This window comes from Sulfurospirillum tamanense (genome assembly GCF_016937535.1).
GTDB classification, from domain to species: domain Bacteria; phylum Campylobacterota; class Campylobacteria; order Campylobacterales; family Campylobacteraceae; genus Sulfurospirillum_B; species Sulfurospirillum_B tamanense.
On record NZ_JAFHKK010000005.1, the window covers coordinates 1 to 15328 of the forward strand.

Genomic DNA, 15328 nt, shown 5'->3' on the forward strand with positions numbered 1-15328 from the left:
GCATTGTTGTTTGGTTTTTGGGGTCCACCTCTTAAATCATGCAAAAAAATCGCATTTCCAAACATCTCTTTAATTAATAGGGCATTTTCACTATCAATTTGCTCAATAATGGCATCAATCAATGGTGCAAGGTTCTTGCATGTAACAATCTTTTGATAATAGTTACATGTAAGACTAAGATGCTCTGATAGCGTCTCTTTATCGCTTCCTCGTGTGTGTGCGAAAAATCTCTCATCTATGCCAAAATCAGATAAAAGCATAATTGTTGCCCTCGCAAGATAAAACATCTTCGACATTTTCAATTTCAATTTTATGATTTGTAAATACCAAGTTTGCATACTCATAAAAATGATGTTGTTCGTTAAGGCGAATAGGTGAGATTTCTTTAAAATAGTACGATAACTCTCCACGTGGTGGAGATTTTACTATTTGTAGTTTATCTTCTTCAAAAAGTGAAGATACTTTTTGCTCTTTGATAAAGGGGAAAAGCTCAACTAGCTTCACTTCATCTATCTTTGCAGGATGGTCGTTTTTACCAAGATAAGGGATAAAAACTGACTTGCCGCCCAAGAAGTACTCACTGATTTTCTGAAAGACTTCGCTTTCATCATCAAGTATCAATATCTGCCAAGAAGGATTTTCAAGCCACTGCTCACGAACAATAAGATTACCACCTTGCTCAAGGCTGGCATAACCAACACTATTGTTAAACGTTTGAATCTTCTTGCTGAAATAGCCATTTGGCGCAAGCGGCGTTATAGCCACTTTGAGCTCTTTTAGTTTTTCATAAAACTCGGGATAGCCCTCGTCATAGCCCAACTGGCCTTTTTTTAAAGTGCGATTCTTTTCAAAAAGTTGCGTATAGCCACCAAGCCCAATGACAGAACCCAAAAGCCCAAGAAGTGCTGGCTTATGAATGTTATTGTAAGTAAAATACGCATAAGCATTCACATCAGGCTTCCTAAAACAAGCGGTTTTACCGCTTAGTTCAAACCTAAGCGCACGCATGATTTACAATTTCTCTTGGGTAAAAATATTAAATTTATCCAAAGATGTTTTCAAGCTAAGTTTGAAAGGATTAAAATAAACTTCAACACTTGCAAACTTGCCTTCGATAAGTTTTTCAAGCTCGCCAAGGTCAATCTCTCTTTTTTGACTATCAAACTTCACATAGTCACTCAAGTCTGGCAAGTAACATTTATCGTCTTTACATGTAAGAAACAAAGCGAACTCATTTTCGCATCCAAATTTTGAGTTAGTGCTGTAGGCGGTAGCACTGACCAATGCAACTTTTTTAAACTCTGCATAATCTGCTTCAGTATAGCCTTGAAACTCTGCACCTAAAAGGGTTTTGTATTCGTCATAATTTTTAGGGTTAATAGAGAAACCATAAAAATAATGTGTTTCATCAACGGTGATTTTTGTACCAAGTGTTGATTGTTTTGCTTCTTTGCCTTTTTCTTCTGCTTTAGAGTCTGTAAAAGGGGATAATATGTCCTGAATTTCAATATTGGTATCGTCAAATTTGTTAAATCCTTGCCCAAATTGCACAGCACCAGTGATAGAAATATTTTGCCCTTCTACTGCAAATGTTGCACCAAAATTCTTAACGTCTACTGCCTTAAAAAGGTTGTTCATCACCTCTTTAGTTTCAGTTTTTTTATCAATATCACTAAAAAGAAGCTTATATCTTTCTCCTAATTGATTTGGAACAATTGAACCCTTTTCCTCTTTCCAACTCTTAATAAAAAGTACTTTTTTACCCTCATTTTCCCACATTTTTTTCATAGGATACTTAAGTGCTTTATCGCTTCCAAAAATATCACCATTACTGGTTGATTTTGGTCTTCCCGTAAAATCCGCATTCCAATTTGCCATTTTTGCTTTGATTCCGATTACTCCGTAAACTCTTGTCATCTTAATTCTCCTCTTTTTTCATGTAAAATAAATTTTGAGATAAAACTCCAACTAAAAAACTATCCCCATTAAATATTTCATCTTTTTCATAAGCCGTTATGAGCGCAAGCGCATTGTTAAACTTTGTTTGATTGAGTCCAATTTCATGTTTGTATTTAAAAAATGTAAATTTGATTTCATCTTTTAATTTTTTAACTGACTTTGCTCTCAAAAAAGGTTCTAGCATATCAGCATCTTTTTTACCTGATTTACTTTTTGTGAGTAAATATTTTGCCACTTGCCCACAAAGATAGAAAAACTCCTCACTACTCAAATCACTATAATCTGACGTTTCAAGTTTGGCAATTACCTTTTTTTGTATTCCCGAAATATCCATGACAACTTCTCCTTTATGTTGTAGTAATGAAAATTTTAAATTTAAACTCTCTTTTGCCCTATATTCTCTATTTTGCCTTAAATGTTCAATGACAAAATCAGTTCCATATTTTTTAATGACCTGATAAAACTCTTTTTCATCGTATTTTTTAAAGTAATTTACCATGGCGTATTTTGTCTCAAATATAAGCTGTTGAAGCTTCTTGGAAACAAAATCAGAAACCTTTAAATCATCTCGAAAATAGTTGCTTTTTAGTTGCCTACTATAAAAAACTTCATCAACCATAGTTTCAAGCTGCCAAAGTTCTGTTAATCTTGCATCTTCTTTATCCTTAATATGAAGATGATTTTTCACCACTATTTCATCGTCCAACTCTTCTATCTTGACAGGCAAATAGTCAAAATCGTTAATGATTGCCTTCCCATTATCTGAGAATTTGTTGACAAACATTTTTTCTAACAAATCGGTCTTATATGGTTGCAAGGCAAGCCAATCAAAAAACAATTTGACTTCCAAGGCCATTTCAGGCGAAATCATAAAAGGAGTTGATAGCTTGCGTGTTTTTTGTTCTAAAAATGGTTTTTTGCTATTGAGACCCATATTGTAGTTAGATAGCCCAAAAACTTTTTTATCTATCTCTATAGAATATTTATTATCATTGTAAATTTTTAGGGCGAAGTAGACAGCACTCTCGCTCTTGTATATTTCTTCACTTTTTTCAAAGTAGATTCTTATGTACTCTTTTGGATTATAACTTTTTGCAAACTCCTTAATTTGAGGCAAAAAGCACTCAAGTTGCTTCATTTTTTTTACGATGTCTTTTTTTCGACTTAAAGGTTGTATGTAATAACAAAAACTTTCAAGAATTTTTTTCTCATTTTTTGAATCAAACTCTTTAAAGCTTAAAACTTTTTTGAAAAGCTTTGCTCTAAGATGAGAAAATTCAACTTCTAAAAAGCTTTCTATTTTCATAAAAAGCGTTAAATAATTATTGTTATGAATAGTCTTCTTGGGAGCATCATAGGATTTTGAGGTATCGATGACATTACTGTAATAATCTCTCACTTTGAGCCATTCATAGATTTTTGGCTGGCTTATTCCTGATACATCTTTAAAATCATGCTCCGTAATAGATTTGCCTTCCACTTTTACCTTGCGACTCGATTTTATAAAATACTCAATACTTTCATCATTATTTATTTTGATATATAGCCCATCTTTAAGTTGATAACTATCCAAAATAAGCTTATCGCCTTTTGCTTCATACTCTTTTCTAAAAACATTCACAATGTCATAAATCATCGCATCCCTCCCGCAAGCATAAACCCACCCCCATAACTATTCTTCTCTCCCAGCCCGCACATCAACGCCACGAAGGCTAGCTTTTGGCTTCCTTCGTCTTCGTTGGGGACGATGCGGAATTTATTGCCGAAAAAGCGGATGGGTTTGCCTGTTTTGGTGATGGCGATATTTTGAGGTTTTTGGTTTTTGAGTTCGATGAGTTGGATGAAATTATCCTTTACATGTAAAGGTTCGCCGTAGAAGCTTTGGTATTTTTTCTCTAGGTTGTCGTGGAGTTGGCGTTGGAGCCCTACGATGTCGCCGCTTTCGTTGAGTGTCCAGTATTTGCCATTGCCCACCGAGACGATGACGGGCGTGGCACTGTAGAGTTCGCTGATGAAAAAGGGCGTGAGCCTCTTTTTGTGGGTTTCAACTGCTAAAAAATACTCATTGCCCGTGTTTTGCCTCAAAGCGACACTTAGCTTGTCAATGAACCCCTCGTCCAAAGAGCGCACTGTGAAGGTATAGAGGTTTCCTTGGATGTAGACTTTTGCGGGTTCGATGGGCAGTAGGCCGCCAAAAACATAGTGTTTGTAGCCCTCTTGTGCATGTTTTTCCCCAAGTTCTCCTTGGTGCATGCTAAAACTCACGTACTTTGAAAGTGCTTCAAAACTCTGGGCAAACGCCACCTCTTTCTTCAAATATGCCTTGCATTTCAGTTCAAATCCTTGCATTTTCACACTCCTGTTGGTTTGTCATAATGATAACACAACTCAGATAGAATGCATACTCTTGGGCTAACTCACTCCATCTGGCACATTACTCCTTACTTTATTTCGTCCCGCTTCTTTGGCTTCGTAAAGCAAATCGTCAGCTTCTTTATAAAGAGCGTCGAGGCTTGAAATTTCATTGGCTTTTTTGATCACAGCACCAAAAGACGCTGTGATGTAGGGGCTTGCTTTATTGCCTTCATGTTTGATGCGGAGTTCTTCGATTGCCATTCTCATTTTCTCCAAAAAGTCTTTAGATTGAGAAATATCCAAACCACGGTAAAAAACACCAAACTCCTCGCCACCCAAGCGGTACAAGGTATCATCAGAGCGCCCCAAGCACCCAGCAACCGCCTCGACAATCTTCTTTAAAGCTTTGTCGCCCGCTTGGTGCCCGTACGTGTCGTTATAGGGCTTGAAATAATCCACATCAAAAATCGCAAACGTAACAACCGTTTTGTCACGCTTCGCGCTGTTGATCATTCTTGGGACGCTTTCATTGAAAAAGCGTCGGTTAAAGGCGCCTGTCAACTCATCTTTAATAGACATCTCTTCGAGCAATTTTTCACTGGTGATGTTTTGACGAATGGCCGTGTAGCCTATCTTGTTGCCCTGCAAATCAAAAATAGACGAAATAGACGCGCGCACCCAATAATAAGTGCCATTTTTTGATCTATTGTGTACCTCACCCGACCAGTAATCCTTCTCGATCAAGTCTCTCCACATCTGCTCGTAAAATTCTTTTGGGGTGTTTGGGTCTTTGATGAGATTGTGTTTTTTACCTATCAACTCTTCTTTGCTGTAGCCTGAAATTTCACAAAATTTGGTCGAAGCTTCTGTGATTACTCCCCTTAAATCTGTGCTAGAAACGATAATATGCTTATCTACCAAATCAATGTAGCGTGTAAGTTTTTGTTCGACAATTTTTCGCCCCTCAATCTCACTGTTGAGCGCCCTGTTGGATTTTACGACAAGAAACACAACCACACCAAAAACACTCGAAAGCCCAATCGCCCACCACAACACTAGCGCATAATCACTCCCACGTTCATAGCTGACTGAAACCCAACGGTTAAAAATCTCCTGATGCTCATTTGATGATGTCATCGCAATAGCTTTATCTAAAATCGCCGCCAAAATCGGCTCATCGTCGCGCACACCCACGCTCAAAGACAAAAACTCATCCAATTTTGTACCAATCTTAAGCTGCCCAAAATACTTTTGCTGAATCTGATACCCCGCCACTGGAAGCGAGTTTACAAAGCCAAACAGCTCTCCTTTACGCACAAGTTCAAATCCTCTATCAAGACTCTCTACCTCTATAAATTTAATCTTTGGGTAGTTTGCTTTTAACATTTCATTGATAGCATACCCGCCAACAATCCCGACTTTTTTGCCTGAAACTTGATGCAGTGCGTCCACAAAAATTTCATTAATGCTCGTCACAAGCACCAATGGCGCACTCAGGTAAGGCTGGGTAAAACGCAGAAAATCCCGACGCTCTGGCGTGTCAACAATAAAAGGAATGATGTCGCATTTTTTCTCTCTAGCAAACGCCAGTGTCTCAGCCCAGCTTGATGTTTCTACAAGCCTAGAAGAGATATCAAGCTGTCGCCCAAACACTGCCATGTAATCAGCACTCATACCCACGTGCTTGCCCTGTTCATTTTTTTCAAAAGGCATCCAATCAGGCTGAATACACACGTTGAGTGTTCGTTTTTTTGCCAAATAAGCAAGCTCTTCTTGGGTAAGGATTGGTGCATTTGACTCCACCATTTCCTTAAACGTAGTAAACACATACTCATCCACAGGCACATTGTTGTCAATCAATCCATGCTCAGCATAGGTTTTGAGAGTATATTCCAACCGTCCTTTATCGAGGGTGCCAAGAGGCGTAATCTTTTGTCCAATCATTTGCTCCGTAGCATCTGCTTCAAAACGCAAGTGTTCTAGAGATTTATGCGGGGCATATTTTTTATGGATAAGACGAACAATCTCTTCTTTATGCTTAAGCGCGTATTCCCAACCTTTTAAAGAAGCACGCCTAAAGCGCTCCACGCGATCAGGGTGGTTCTTTGCCTCAAAAGCATTTGTAAAAAGCATATCACCATACATCGCAAACCCATAATTAGAGGGATTTAAGATGTTGACATCTACACCTTCTTCTAAAAAATAAAACGGCTCATTAGTAGCGTATGCACTAAGCGCGTCCACCTTGCCTTCTTTTAAAAGCGCAACACTATTTAGAGATTTTTCACGGATGAGTTGTGGCCTGACATCCAAATGCTTTAGCATCGCCAAAACTCCAAACCCGTCTGTATCTCTAGGGTAAAAAACAAGTTTTTTGTTTTCAAGCTTATAAGGCGAGTCGATGCCACTGCTTTTTAGCGTTAGCACTACACTGGGAGAGTGTTGAAAAATAGGAGAGACAATAACCACAGGCTCGCCCTTAGCCCGGTAAAGGAACAAAATAGAGTCCGACACACCGTATTGGGCTTCACCTGCGATGACTTGGTCGATGTTGTTAGACAAAGTATCGCGCGCCCGAATCGTTACATGTAAACCTTCTTCCTCGTAAAACCCTTTTTCAAGAGCGGCATAGTAGCCCGCAAATTGAAATTGATGAAGCCATTTAAGCTGAAGCGTAACAGCTTCTTGGGCGCTTAACCACGAAACAATAACCAAGAAAAAAGCAGTAATTCGTACCATAGGAATCCATATAAATCATTTGGCCTATTGTATAGTTTTTAGAATAAAAGTTGCAACAAAAAAGAACAGCGGAGTGTTTGTTTATACTTTACGAGGGGAAAAAGAAGATGGTGGCGAGAGGGGGACTCGAACCCCCGACCTCCGGCTTATGAGATTTAAAATCGGGGCTTTTATTATCTTTGATATTTCTTTACTAAAAGCTACAAAATGCCTATTTTAAGGGACTTTAGCAAAGAGTTTTATTTAAAAACTTTGAGTCTATTATATCTTTTTCTACCAAATACTGATAAAATAGTGCGGTAAATAGTGCGGTAAAGGATGGCTACAGTAAATGAGAAATGATTTAATCAAAACAAAATTCCCAGGCGTATACTACATAATAGATCCGACTTCAAAAGTTAAAACTTACTTTGCGAGAATAAAAATCATTGGTCTTGTAAACACTGATCAAATTGTGGGCTATTCAAACGATGAAATCAGAACCAACCCTTCTATTGCCTACCAAAAACGTAACGAACTTATTGCTTCGCTCAAGTCAGGCAAACCTCTTAATAAAAAAATAACCCTGCAGGCACTGTTTGATGAGTATATTAAACATGCTACACTAACACAGAGAAAATCAACCCTAGATACGAAAGTTTACTATTTTAAAAAACATTTTTTAAAACTTTCAAAAAAAAATATTACCGATATTAAAACGAGTGATTTACAAAATCTTATCAGCAGTTTGCTACAAAAAGGATATGCTCCGCAAACTGCAAAACACCAACGGAACCTAATTAAAGCAATCTTGAATTATGCTATTAAAAAAAGGTATATCGAGATTAACCCAGCCCAAAATATTGAAATTCCAAAATTCAACAACGAACGAAAATTTTTCATTGAGGACGAAAAAGCCAAAATGTTATACGAAGAGATTTTAGATATTCCTAATAATTCTTATCGACTAATGTTTTTGTTTCTTCTGCGCGGAAGACGGAAGGGTGAAATATTGAGTCTCGAATGGCAAGACATTGATTTTTACCAAAAAAGCTATACGATAAGAGACGAAAATAATAAAATATCAGAGTCTCAAAAATACCTTTTAGATGATGAACTGTTGGAGCATTTCACTTTTTTGGAGAGAGGTCAAAAAGGCCTTGTTTTTCCCTCCCCCATTACTGGAAAAAAAATGACCGATTTTCCCCGTTCGGTTTGGAGAGAAATGAAAAACAAGCTCGGGCTCAAAATGCGACTACATGACTTTAGGCACTTACTTGGCTTTACGCTTGTGAACAACAATATTCCACTTGAAATTATCTCCAAAACACTCGGGCACAAAAGCATAAAAACCACACAACGGTATAGCAACATGAAAGAAGAAATGGCAAAACTTGGGAGTGATACTTTCTTGGATTTGTTGAAAAAATAGGTAATTTAATGATTTTATGTTATCATTAGCTGATAACCAAAGGAAGTGTGTGTTATGCATAGTCTAGAAAACCTTCTCAGCTTAGACGGCGAAATTTTTCCGATGGATAATGGCTATTGGGTAAAGTTTGAAGCAAAAGAAGTCAAGCCTTCTGAAGCCATACCTCATGGCGTTAGATATTCATTAACGTTGCATGATAAAACAAATCAGCGCATTCTGGGTTATGACAATGCTCACAGCTACAAACCAAGAAATGCAAAATATGGCGCAAAGAAAGAAACATGGGATCACATTCATAAAAGAATGGATACTTTTCCTTATGAGTTTGATTCTGCCGGTCAGCTTATGGAGGATTTTTGGAAGGCAGTAGAGTACTGCATGTATCGGTAAAACAAGGAGTTTGAGATGAAAGCAAAGATTTTACGTGTCGGAATTATGTCTAAAGAGGAGTACAAAAAGCGCACCATTGCTATTGCAAAAGGGGAATATACCCTCAAAAAGAATGAGCCAAAAGTATGGTTCGAGTCCGTCAAGAGCATGGGACAGATACTGAGTTTTGAAAATCAAGAGCTTTTAAAATTAATCATAGCCAACAAACCTCAATCCTTAACAGAGCTTGAACAAATGAGTGGGCGTAAAAAATCAAATCTTTCAAGAACACTCAAAACACTTGAAAGATACGGCATTGTAGAGCTTGAGAAAGAGAACAAAGGCATTGTTCCTAAAGTCAAAGCAACGGATTTTCATGTTGAGTTTGGCATAAGAAGCGTGGCATAGTAAACCAAACAAGCCTTTAGTAATTTTCACATATATATAGCAAAATCAAGGACTTTCAATGAAAAGCATAGATAAGCAGAGCATAGAAAACGCCTATCGTTTGTTTGATTGTGGTGATATTGAAAAGATGGAAGTGGGGACACTCAAAGGGCTTCAACAAATCCATCTTTATCTTTTTGATGGACTTTATGATTTTGCAGGTCAGATTAGAGAGCTTAACATCTCCAAGGGGAACTTTCGGTTTGCAAACAGCCTATACCTCAAAGAGGTTTTAGCCAAAATCGAAACAATGAGTGAAAACAGTTTTAATGAAATCATCGCCAAATACGTGGAGGTGAATATTGCCCATCCTTTCTTAGAGGGCAATGGCAGAAGCATGAGAATATGGCTTGATATGCTCTTAAAAAAGCGACTGCAAAAAGTTGTGAATTGGCAGTTTGTAGGCAAAGAAATTTACCTCCAAGCCATGGAGAGAAGCCCTATTAATGACCTAGAACTTAGAACACTCCTTGGCGACAACCTAACAGACGATATTCACAATAGAGAAATCATCTTCAAAGGAATAGAGCAGTCATACTATTATGAAGGGTATGAGGTTTATTAAAAAATACGCTTTACATGTAAAGCGTATCTGTGGCAATATGCGCCGTGAAAGAAGAAAGAAAATTGATGCAGAAGAATGTGATGGGCAATAAACATATTGGCGGTGATTTTAAAGAGTTTTTAAAAGAAGACGGTATCTTTGAAGAGACAAACGATATAGCCATAAAAAGAGTTATTGCCTATCAACTGGAGCAAGAGATGAAGGCTCAAAAAATAACAAAAACAAAAATGGCACAAATAAAGACTGAGGCCAGTTTATTAAAAAATACTTAATTTATACAAAAATAATGAATTGTTGTAAACTTCTGTATAAATTAAGAATTAAAAAAGGTTTCTAAAGTGTTATCAAACCTATTCGCCAACCTTGATGCCAAAAAGTCGATTATTGCACAGGCAAGACCAATGCCCATCGAAACGGTGCAAAGCTTGGCAAAAGACTTTCATCTTAGATACACGTATCACTCCAATGCCATAGAGGGCAATACCTTAACGCTCAATGAAACAAAGGTGGTTTTAGAGGGTATCACGATTGGTGGCAAGACCGTGGTTGAACATCTTGAAGCCATTAACCACCAAGAAGCAATACACTTCATCGAGAGCTTGGCCAATGAAAACCAAGTATTGTGTGAGAAAGATATTAAACTCATCCATGGTTTGATTCTAAAAGGAATTGATGCCAAAAATGCAGGACAATACAGAACAGTCAATGTTAAAATATCAGGCGCATCCCATACGCCTCCTTCGTTCTTTTCATTGGACAACCTAATGACTGAACTGGTTGAAAACTACCACAAAGCTCATGCCATGCACCCTATTGAAAAGATTGCAAGATTACATGTTGGTTTTGCCTATATTCATCCTTTTGTGGACGGCAATGGAAGAACAGCACGGCTATTGATGAATCTTGAACTAATGAAGTCTGGGTATTTGCCCATCATCATTGAAGCAACACAAAGAGCAACGTATTATGATGCACTTGATGCAATCGCCGCCAAGCAAAGCTATGAGTCTTTTATCAAACTCATAGCCGAACTTGAAATGAAGACCCTTGATGAGAGAATTGAGTTTTTGAAAAACACAAAAAAAGACAAAAGGAGTAAAAATGTACGACAATGACTTGCGAACTGGAACTGACTACGAATATGAACATGCTCTTGATGCGCTCCTCCAAAAAGGTTATGGCAAGAAAACAATCAAGGTGAAATACGCCCCCGACACGGAAGAGCTTGCCGACATGGGAACGGTCTATATTGTTACCGATGATGTAGCTTTTATTCATGCACTAGATAGAATGAAAGATTACAAAAATATGGTTAGGTTCCTTGATGACCACAAGGACATGTATGTTGAGCTAGTAAAAACCCCTGACACATTCGACATGGAGTTTGATGTTTCTCACACGATGGTCGAAGCGGTACAAAACAGTGAAATGGTGAAGAAAAGTTGATTGGCAAGGCATTGTCCAGTTAGCAAAAACTAACTGGACAAATCAAGACGAAGGTGCAGATAAACTGCTGATATCATTATAGTTAAAATAAAGGGGAGATGCTAATGTACGCAGTAACTTTTGATTTAAATACCGCCTACCCTGCAAGCCCAACAAATGCCTACGATGATATTAAAAAGTTTATGAGTGTCAATGGTTTTTCATGGCAACAAGGAAGTGTGTATTTTGGAGACAATTCCATTAATGCAGTGACATGCGTTTTAGTTATTCAAAAACTTGCAAAAACACATCCGTGGTTTGCCTCCTGCGTCAAAGATGTACGTATGCTAAAAATTGAAGAGTTAAACGATTTACTCCCCGCTATTTCCTAGCCTTCCTTTTTACAAATTTAACATATATATAGCAAAAATACGCCCAATACACCATCGAGTGGTACGAAAATATACCACTCAAGAAGCACTCCAATGTTGTTGAATGGTAGGAAAATATACCATTCGAACCAAAAAAGCAAAGAGCGGGGCTTCTAGGGGAGGATTCAGAATCTGGCCTTGACGTTCTTTACATGTAAAGGGTTACAAACCTCCCAATGGGGCACGACCGTTGAACTTTGAGCCGTGGAGGTCTTCGACTCCCGCACCCTATCGCTACGGTGCATTGCCCCCAAGGGGGCGCACCTAAACCCTGCGGGGCTATCTTTTCCTCCCTGCTCCTTTTTTGATTTTTGAGGATGGCGACGTATCATTCGCCAAACTCGTCGAATGATAGGCTTGAGATTCGGACAATACGTTTTCCGTCTCTCGCTTGATGAACGCCATGCGTTCTTCGTGCGCCGTAAGTTGGGTTTTTTCCTCTTCTCGCAAGTTCAGATTCGAAAACGAATCTCGCCAACTGGGACGGCGTATGATTCGACTTTCTGCTTTCACCTCCATTCTATCATTCGCCTCGCGCTCAACCTGAAGTCGTATGATTCGCTCCTGATACGCTCGATACGCCTTTTTCCACGCCAAAGATACGGCTGTTTTCAGTCTTGAGCCAACATGGCCAAGGCTGTGATTTGCCCGTCGCACTCCATGATGATTTCCATTTCGGGCGCCCAAGTGAGCGTCCGCGCCACTGTGCAAAAGCATCTCAGGCCGCTTCTTTGCGCTGGATTTGCCAAAGCGAACCACATCGAGGAAGGGCATTCGCTGCAAGCTCCGCCCTCCACCGTATAATCCATCTGCGCCGTGAGCGCTTTGAATATAGGACTCACGTATTCTAGTTGCGTTTTTTCGGTGTTCATTGATTGCCTCCTTTTTTTGCAAATAATTGATTGTCGAACGTTTGATTTTTCGTTGCCCCACATTTGCAAGCAACTCTTCTTTGTTGGACGTGAAAAGTTGAAAATTGTGGGTAGCTCGACTCGTTTGTACGTACAAACTATTGAGATTCGCCATCTGCGAATCCGCCAAGACAAGCACATTCCGCGCAGTCATGCCCTGGCTCTTGAAATCCGTCACTGCATAGCCTCTTTCAAAAAAATTGTGCTTCCCAATATCAAAACTCTTTTCATTGCCACTGTCGCTCCGCACAGTCACCATGCCATTCTCAATTTTCAAGATGGTGGCCACTTCGCCGTTTTCCACCTTGAAGCCGTCTTTCCGACTGTCCACATTTTTTGAAAAAATGATTCTATCATTCGCCGCATAGTCCCGTTGCACCTCCTTGAATGTTTGAATTTCATTGTGTCTTTGATAGACATTGATATCCAAAACGGCGCGTCCAGAACGTACACGTATGGTTCTGTCATCCACCTGCCCCACCACCTCGTACAATGTGCCGCGCTTTGCGCCCTCAATTTGCAAGAGCATTCCCATTTCGTACGAACGCGCATATTGCGAGGCTGTGCCGTTGAGATTCACGCTCTCCTTTGTGGTGATTGTGTACCCTTGGCCAAGGTGCGTATTTTTGTCGCGAATCGCCTCGTTGAGCTTTTGCCTTTGGTCATTTTTGGAGGAAATGACAAGAGGCTCTCTGTCTCGCGCCTTTTTCTCGTTTTTGTGGGTCTCTTTGAGCCGCCAGTACTCTTTTGAAATAGCTTCTATGGATTCCTCCGCGCCAAGCTCGTGCAACGCATCGGCTTGCTCGAGTATGTGCAACGCCTCCTTCGCTTGCGCAACCGTGAGGTGGCGCACAGCATCTTTCATGTGCGTGGTTTCCTGCCGCATGATTTGTGACATGGTGACGGTCTGAACGTCGGTATTTTCCAGAACGCCCTGAAACGCACCACCCGCCGCCACAGATTGAAATTGGGTATCATCGCCGATGAAAACAATGCGTGAATTCGTCTTTTCAGCATGTTCTTGCAGCTGATGCCATTGCGCCGACCCTACCATTCCTGCCTCATCGAGGATGAGAATACGCAAGGGACTCTCGGGCGTTCTTGGATTTTTCCCTTCCTCGATGAGGAATTTTTTTATGGTGGAAGATTGAACCCCACTATCTGCCTCCAACCCTTCTGCAGCCTTCGCCATGAAGGCAATGCCACGAAATTCGACGTTCAAGTTTTCCGCTTCGGCGATTTTTCGGATGTTTTCCACCGAAAAAGTTTTTCCCGACCCAGCAAGGCCGCGAATGGCAATGAAGCGGTCTTGCGTCGTCAAAACAGCTTCGATGAACTCTTTCTGACCTTCCGTCATGCGGAAGCCCTTTTGCGCCTCGGTGAGACGGATGTGTTTTTGCACCACCTCCGCATCAAGCAGTGGTTTTTGGGTTCCGATTCCGTTTTCCACTTGGCCCAAAATTTCCGCTTCCTTGCGGATCATCTCGTGCGTCGAATATATTCCAGTTTCAAGGGGGCAAATAGTGGTATTTTCCGACAAGACACCACGGTAGTTTTCCATGGTCAAGCCGTGATGCAAGCCGTGTTTCATACACTCCAGCAATAGTTTTTTTTCGCTGAAAACGGACTCATTTGCACTGATGGACGACGCCGCCCTGCTGATGTGCTCTTGAAGCAAATGTGGGGCAACTTCGGAATCTTTCGCTTTTTGAGCACGATTTTCAAAAAATGCGCCATCAAGCCCCGCTTGCACCATGCGCTCTTTCGTCTCTTCCTGCCATTTTTCAAGATCAAGTTTCGTTTTCGCGTTTTTCGTTTTCGCGTTGATGACATCAAGAGCTTTTGAATGATTCGAAATTTCTCGCCCGATTTCTTTTTCATATTCCGCGAGCTTCGCGCGCAATTCGAGGCTACGGCCACTGAATTCTTCAATCTGTTCACGAGAGTATCCTGCCAGTTCAAAAAATCCTGTTTTCGCATTCACTTCAAGGTCATATCCAAGCCCCCGCACCTCCTTTGCGAGCTCGTTTCGAAACATCTGGCCCAAGAGCATTTTTGCCCGATAGATTTCGGCGTTCTGCATCGTCCCAGTGCGAATTTTCCCGCTTTCATCGCGATAGGAAACGGTGTTGAGCAGGAAATTGTGACAGTGTTCCAAGGGGTCAACAATGCCCGTATCCGTTGCCCTCGTGTTGTCGTGGGCAAACGTGGCCCACGCAACACCCAGAGGCTCCACCTCTATGATACGTTCCCCATCCCACACTTTTGCCTTTGCAAATTCCTTTTCTACGAGCTCCATGGCCCGCTGATTCGCCCGCAGGTGGGCCTCTCGAAGCTCTTGGGCTTTTTCCGCATGGCCGTAGTGCAACAAGCCTTGCACTTCAAGGGAAAAGGACTTCGGCGGGAAGGTGGAAATGTCGATTCCCGCCCTTCTTTCGGGGTCTCCCGCATTGCGCACAAGTGGTTGGCCGCTTTGCGCGTGAAAGCCATTCAGGGCGGCCTCAAAGGTCTCTTTCGTGACCTCCTGACCCGACGCAAGCCCATGAGCTTCGAGGCCTTTTCCATGAAAATGGCCTACTTCGGAATTCTGCTGATAGTAGTTTTCTTTTCGGTAGTAGCCTAGTGCTTTGGAGGCAGATAGGGGTACGCTCATGGTCACCATTTCGTGTCCTTTCTTCGGTTGGGCCACACCCGACCGAAGCAAACCAGTGACAAC

At 40.6% G+C, this 15328-nt stretch carries 15 protein-coding genes; 8 read left to right on the top strand and 7 right to left on the bottom strand.

What is annotated here, in order from left to right:
• The 6 genes from JWV37_RS03470 to JWV37_RS03495 form a co-directional block, all read right to left on the bottom strand.
• Positions 1-260, bottom strand: a 260-nt coding sequence (locus JWV37_RS03470; RefSeq protein ID WP_205458335.1) for a hypothetical protein, incomplete at its 3' end; no start/stop codon positions are given.
• Positions 247-1008 (bottom strand): type I-B CRISPR-associated protein Cas5b, encoded by a 762-nt coding sequence (gene cas5b, locus JWV37_RS03475; protein ID WP_205458337.1) that lies wholly within the window; start codon positions 1006-1008, stop codon positions 247-249. The genes cas5b and JWV37_RS03470, both read right to left, overlap by 14 nt.
• A gap of 3 nt (positions 1009-1011) precedes the next feature.
• Positions 1012-1917, bottom strand: a complete 906-nt coding sequence (locus tag JWV37_RS03480) for a type I CRISPR-associated protein Cas7 (protein WP_205458339.1) — start codon at positions 1915-1917, stop codon at positions 1012-1014.
• Position 1918: 1 nt separating this feature from the next.
• Entirely contained in the window at positions 1919-3595 is a 1677-nt protein-coding gene (locus JWV37_RS03485) for a hypothetical protein (RefSeq protein WP_205458341.1), read from the bottom strand.
• The gene (gene cas6 / locus JWV37_RS03490) at positions 3592-4308 is read right to left on the bottom strand and encodes a CRISPR-associated endoribonuclease Cas6 (RefSeq protein WP_205458343.1); all 717 of its coding nucleotides are present in this window, start codon (positions 4306-4308) and stop codon (positions 3592-3594) included. Before cas6 ends, JWV37_RS03485 begins: the two co-directional genes overlap by 4 nt.
• A gap of 63 nt (positions 4309-4371) precedes the next feature.
• Entirely contained in the window at positions 4372-7053 is a 2682-nt protein-coding gene (locus JWV37_RS03495; RefSeq protein ID WP_205458344.1) for an ABC transporter substrate-binding protein, read from the bottom strand.
• A 331-nt stretch (positions 7054-7384) separates the two neighbouring features.
• Between JWV37_RS03495 and JWV37_RS03500 the strand changes: the two genes are divergently transcribed.
• The 8 genes from JWV37_RS03500 to JWV37_RS03535 all read left to right on the top strand — a co-directional run bounded on the left by JWV37_RS03500 (position 7385) and on the right by JWV37_RS03535 (position 11662).
• A complete protein-coding gene (locus JWV37_RS03500; protein WP_205458346.1) occupies positions 7385-8464 on the top strand; it encodes a tyrosine-type recombinase/integrase in 1080 nt (359 codons plus the stop codon).
• 54 nt (positions 8465-8518) lie between these two features.
• A complete protein-coding gene (locus JWV37_RS03505; protein ID WP_205458348.1) occupies positions 8519-8854 on the top strand; it encodes a toxin-antitoxin system TumE family protein in 336 nt (111 codons plus the stop codon).
• Between the two features lie 15 nt (positions 8855-8869).
• Positions 8870-9241: an HVO_A0114 family putative DNA-binding protein gene (locus JWV37_RS03510; RefSeq protein WP_205458351.1), complete on the top strand. Its 372-nt coding sequence runs from the start codon at positions 8870-8872 to the stop codon at positions 9239-9241.
• A gap of 58 nt (positions 9242-9299) precedes the next feature.
• The gene (fic, locus tag JWV37_RS03515) at positions 9300-9845 is read left to right on the top strand and encodes a protein adenylyltransferase Fic (protein WP_205458353.1); all 546 of its coding nucleotides are present in this window, start codon (positions 9300-9302) and stop codon (positions 9843-9845) included.
• A 44-nt stretch (positions 9846-9889) separates the two neighbouring features.
• Positions 9890-10117, top strand: a complete 228-nt coding sequence (locus JWV37_RS03520) for a hypothetical protein (protein WP_205458355.1) — start codon at positions 9890-9892, stop codon at positions 10115-10117.
• Positions 10118-10183: 66 nt separating this feature from the next.
• Positions 10184-10960, top strand: a complete 777-nt coding sequence (locus tag JWV37_RS03525) for a Fic family protein (RefSeq protein ID WP_205458357.1) — start codon at positions 10184-10186, stop codon at positions 10958-10960.
• Positions 10947-11291 carry a hypothetical protein gene (locus tag JWV37_RS03530; RefSeq protein WP_205458359.1) on the top strand — a complete coding sequence of 115 codons (345 nt, stop codon included), beginning with the start codon at positions 10947-10949 and terminating at the stop codon, positions 11289-11291. The genes JWV37_RS03525 and JWV37_RS03530 overlap by 14 nt, the downstream gene beginning before the upstream one ends.
• 104 nt (positions 11292-11395) lie before the next feature.
• Positions 11396-11662: a virulence factor gene (locus JWV37_RS03535; RefSeq protein ID WP_205458361.1), complete on the top strand. Its 267-nt coding sequence runs from the start codon at positions 11396-11398 to the stop codon at positions 11660-11662.
• A gap of 318 nt (positions 11663-11980) precedes the next feature.
• On the opposite strand, the gene mobF is transcribed toward JWV37_RS03535, so the two are convergent.
• Positions 11981-15274 (bottom strand): MobF family relaxase, encoded by a 3294-nt coding sequence (gene mobF, locus JWV37_RS03540; RefSeq protein WP_205458363.1) that lies wholly within the window; start codon positions 15272-15274, stop codon positions 11981-11983.
• Positions 15275-15328: the final 54 nt, after the last annotated feature.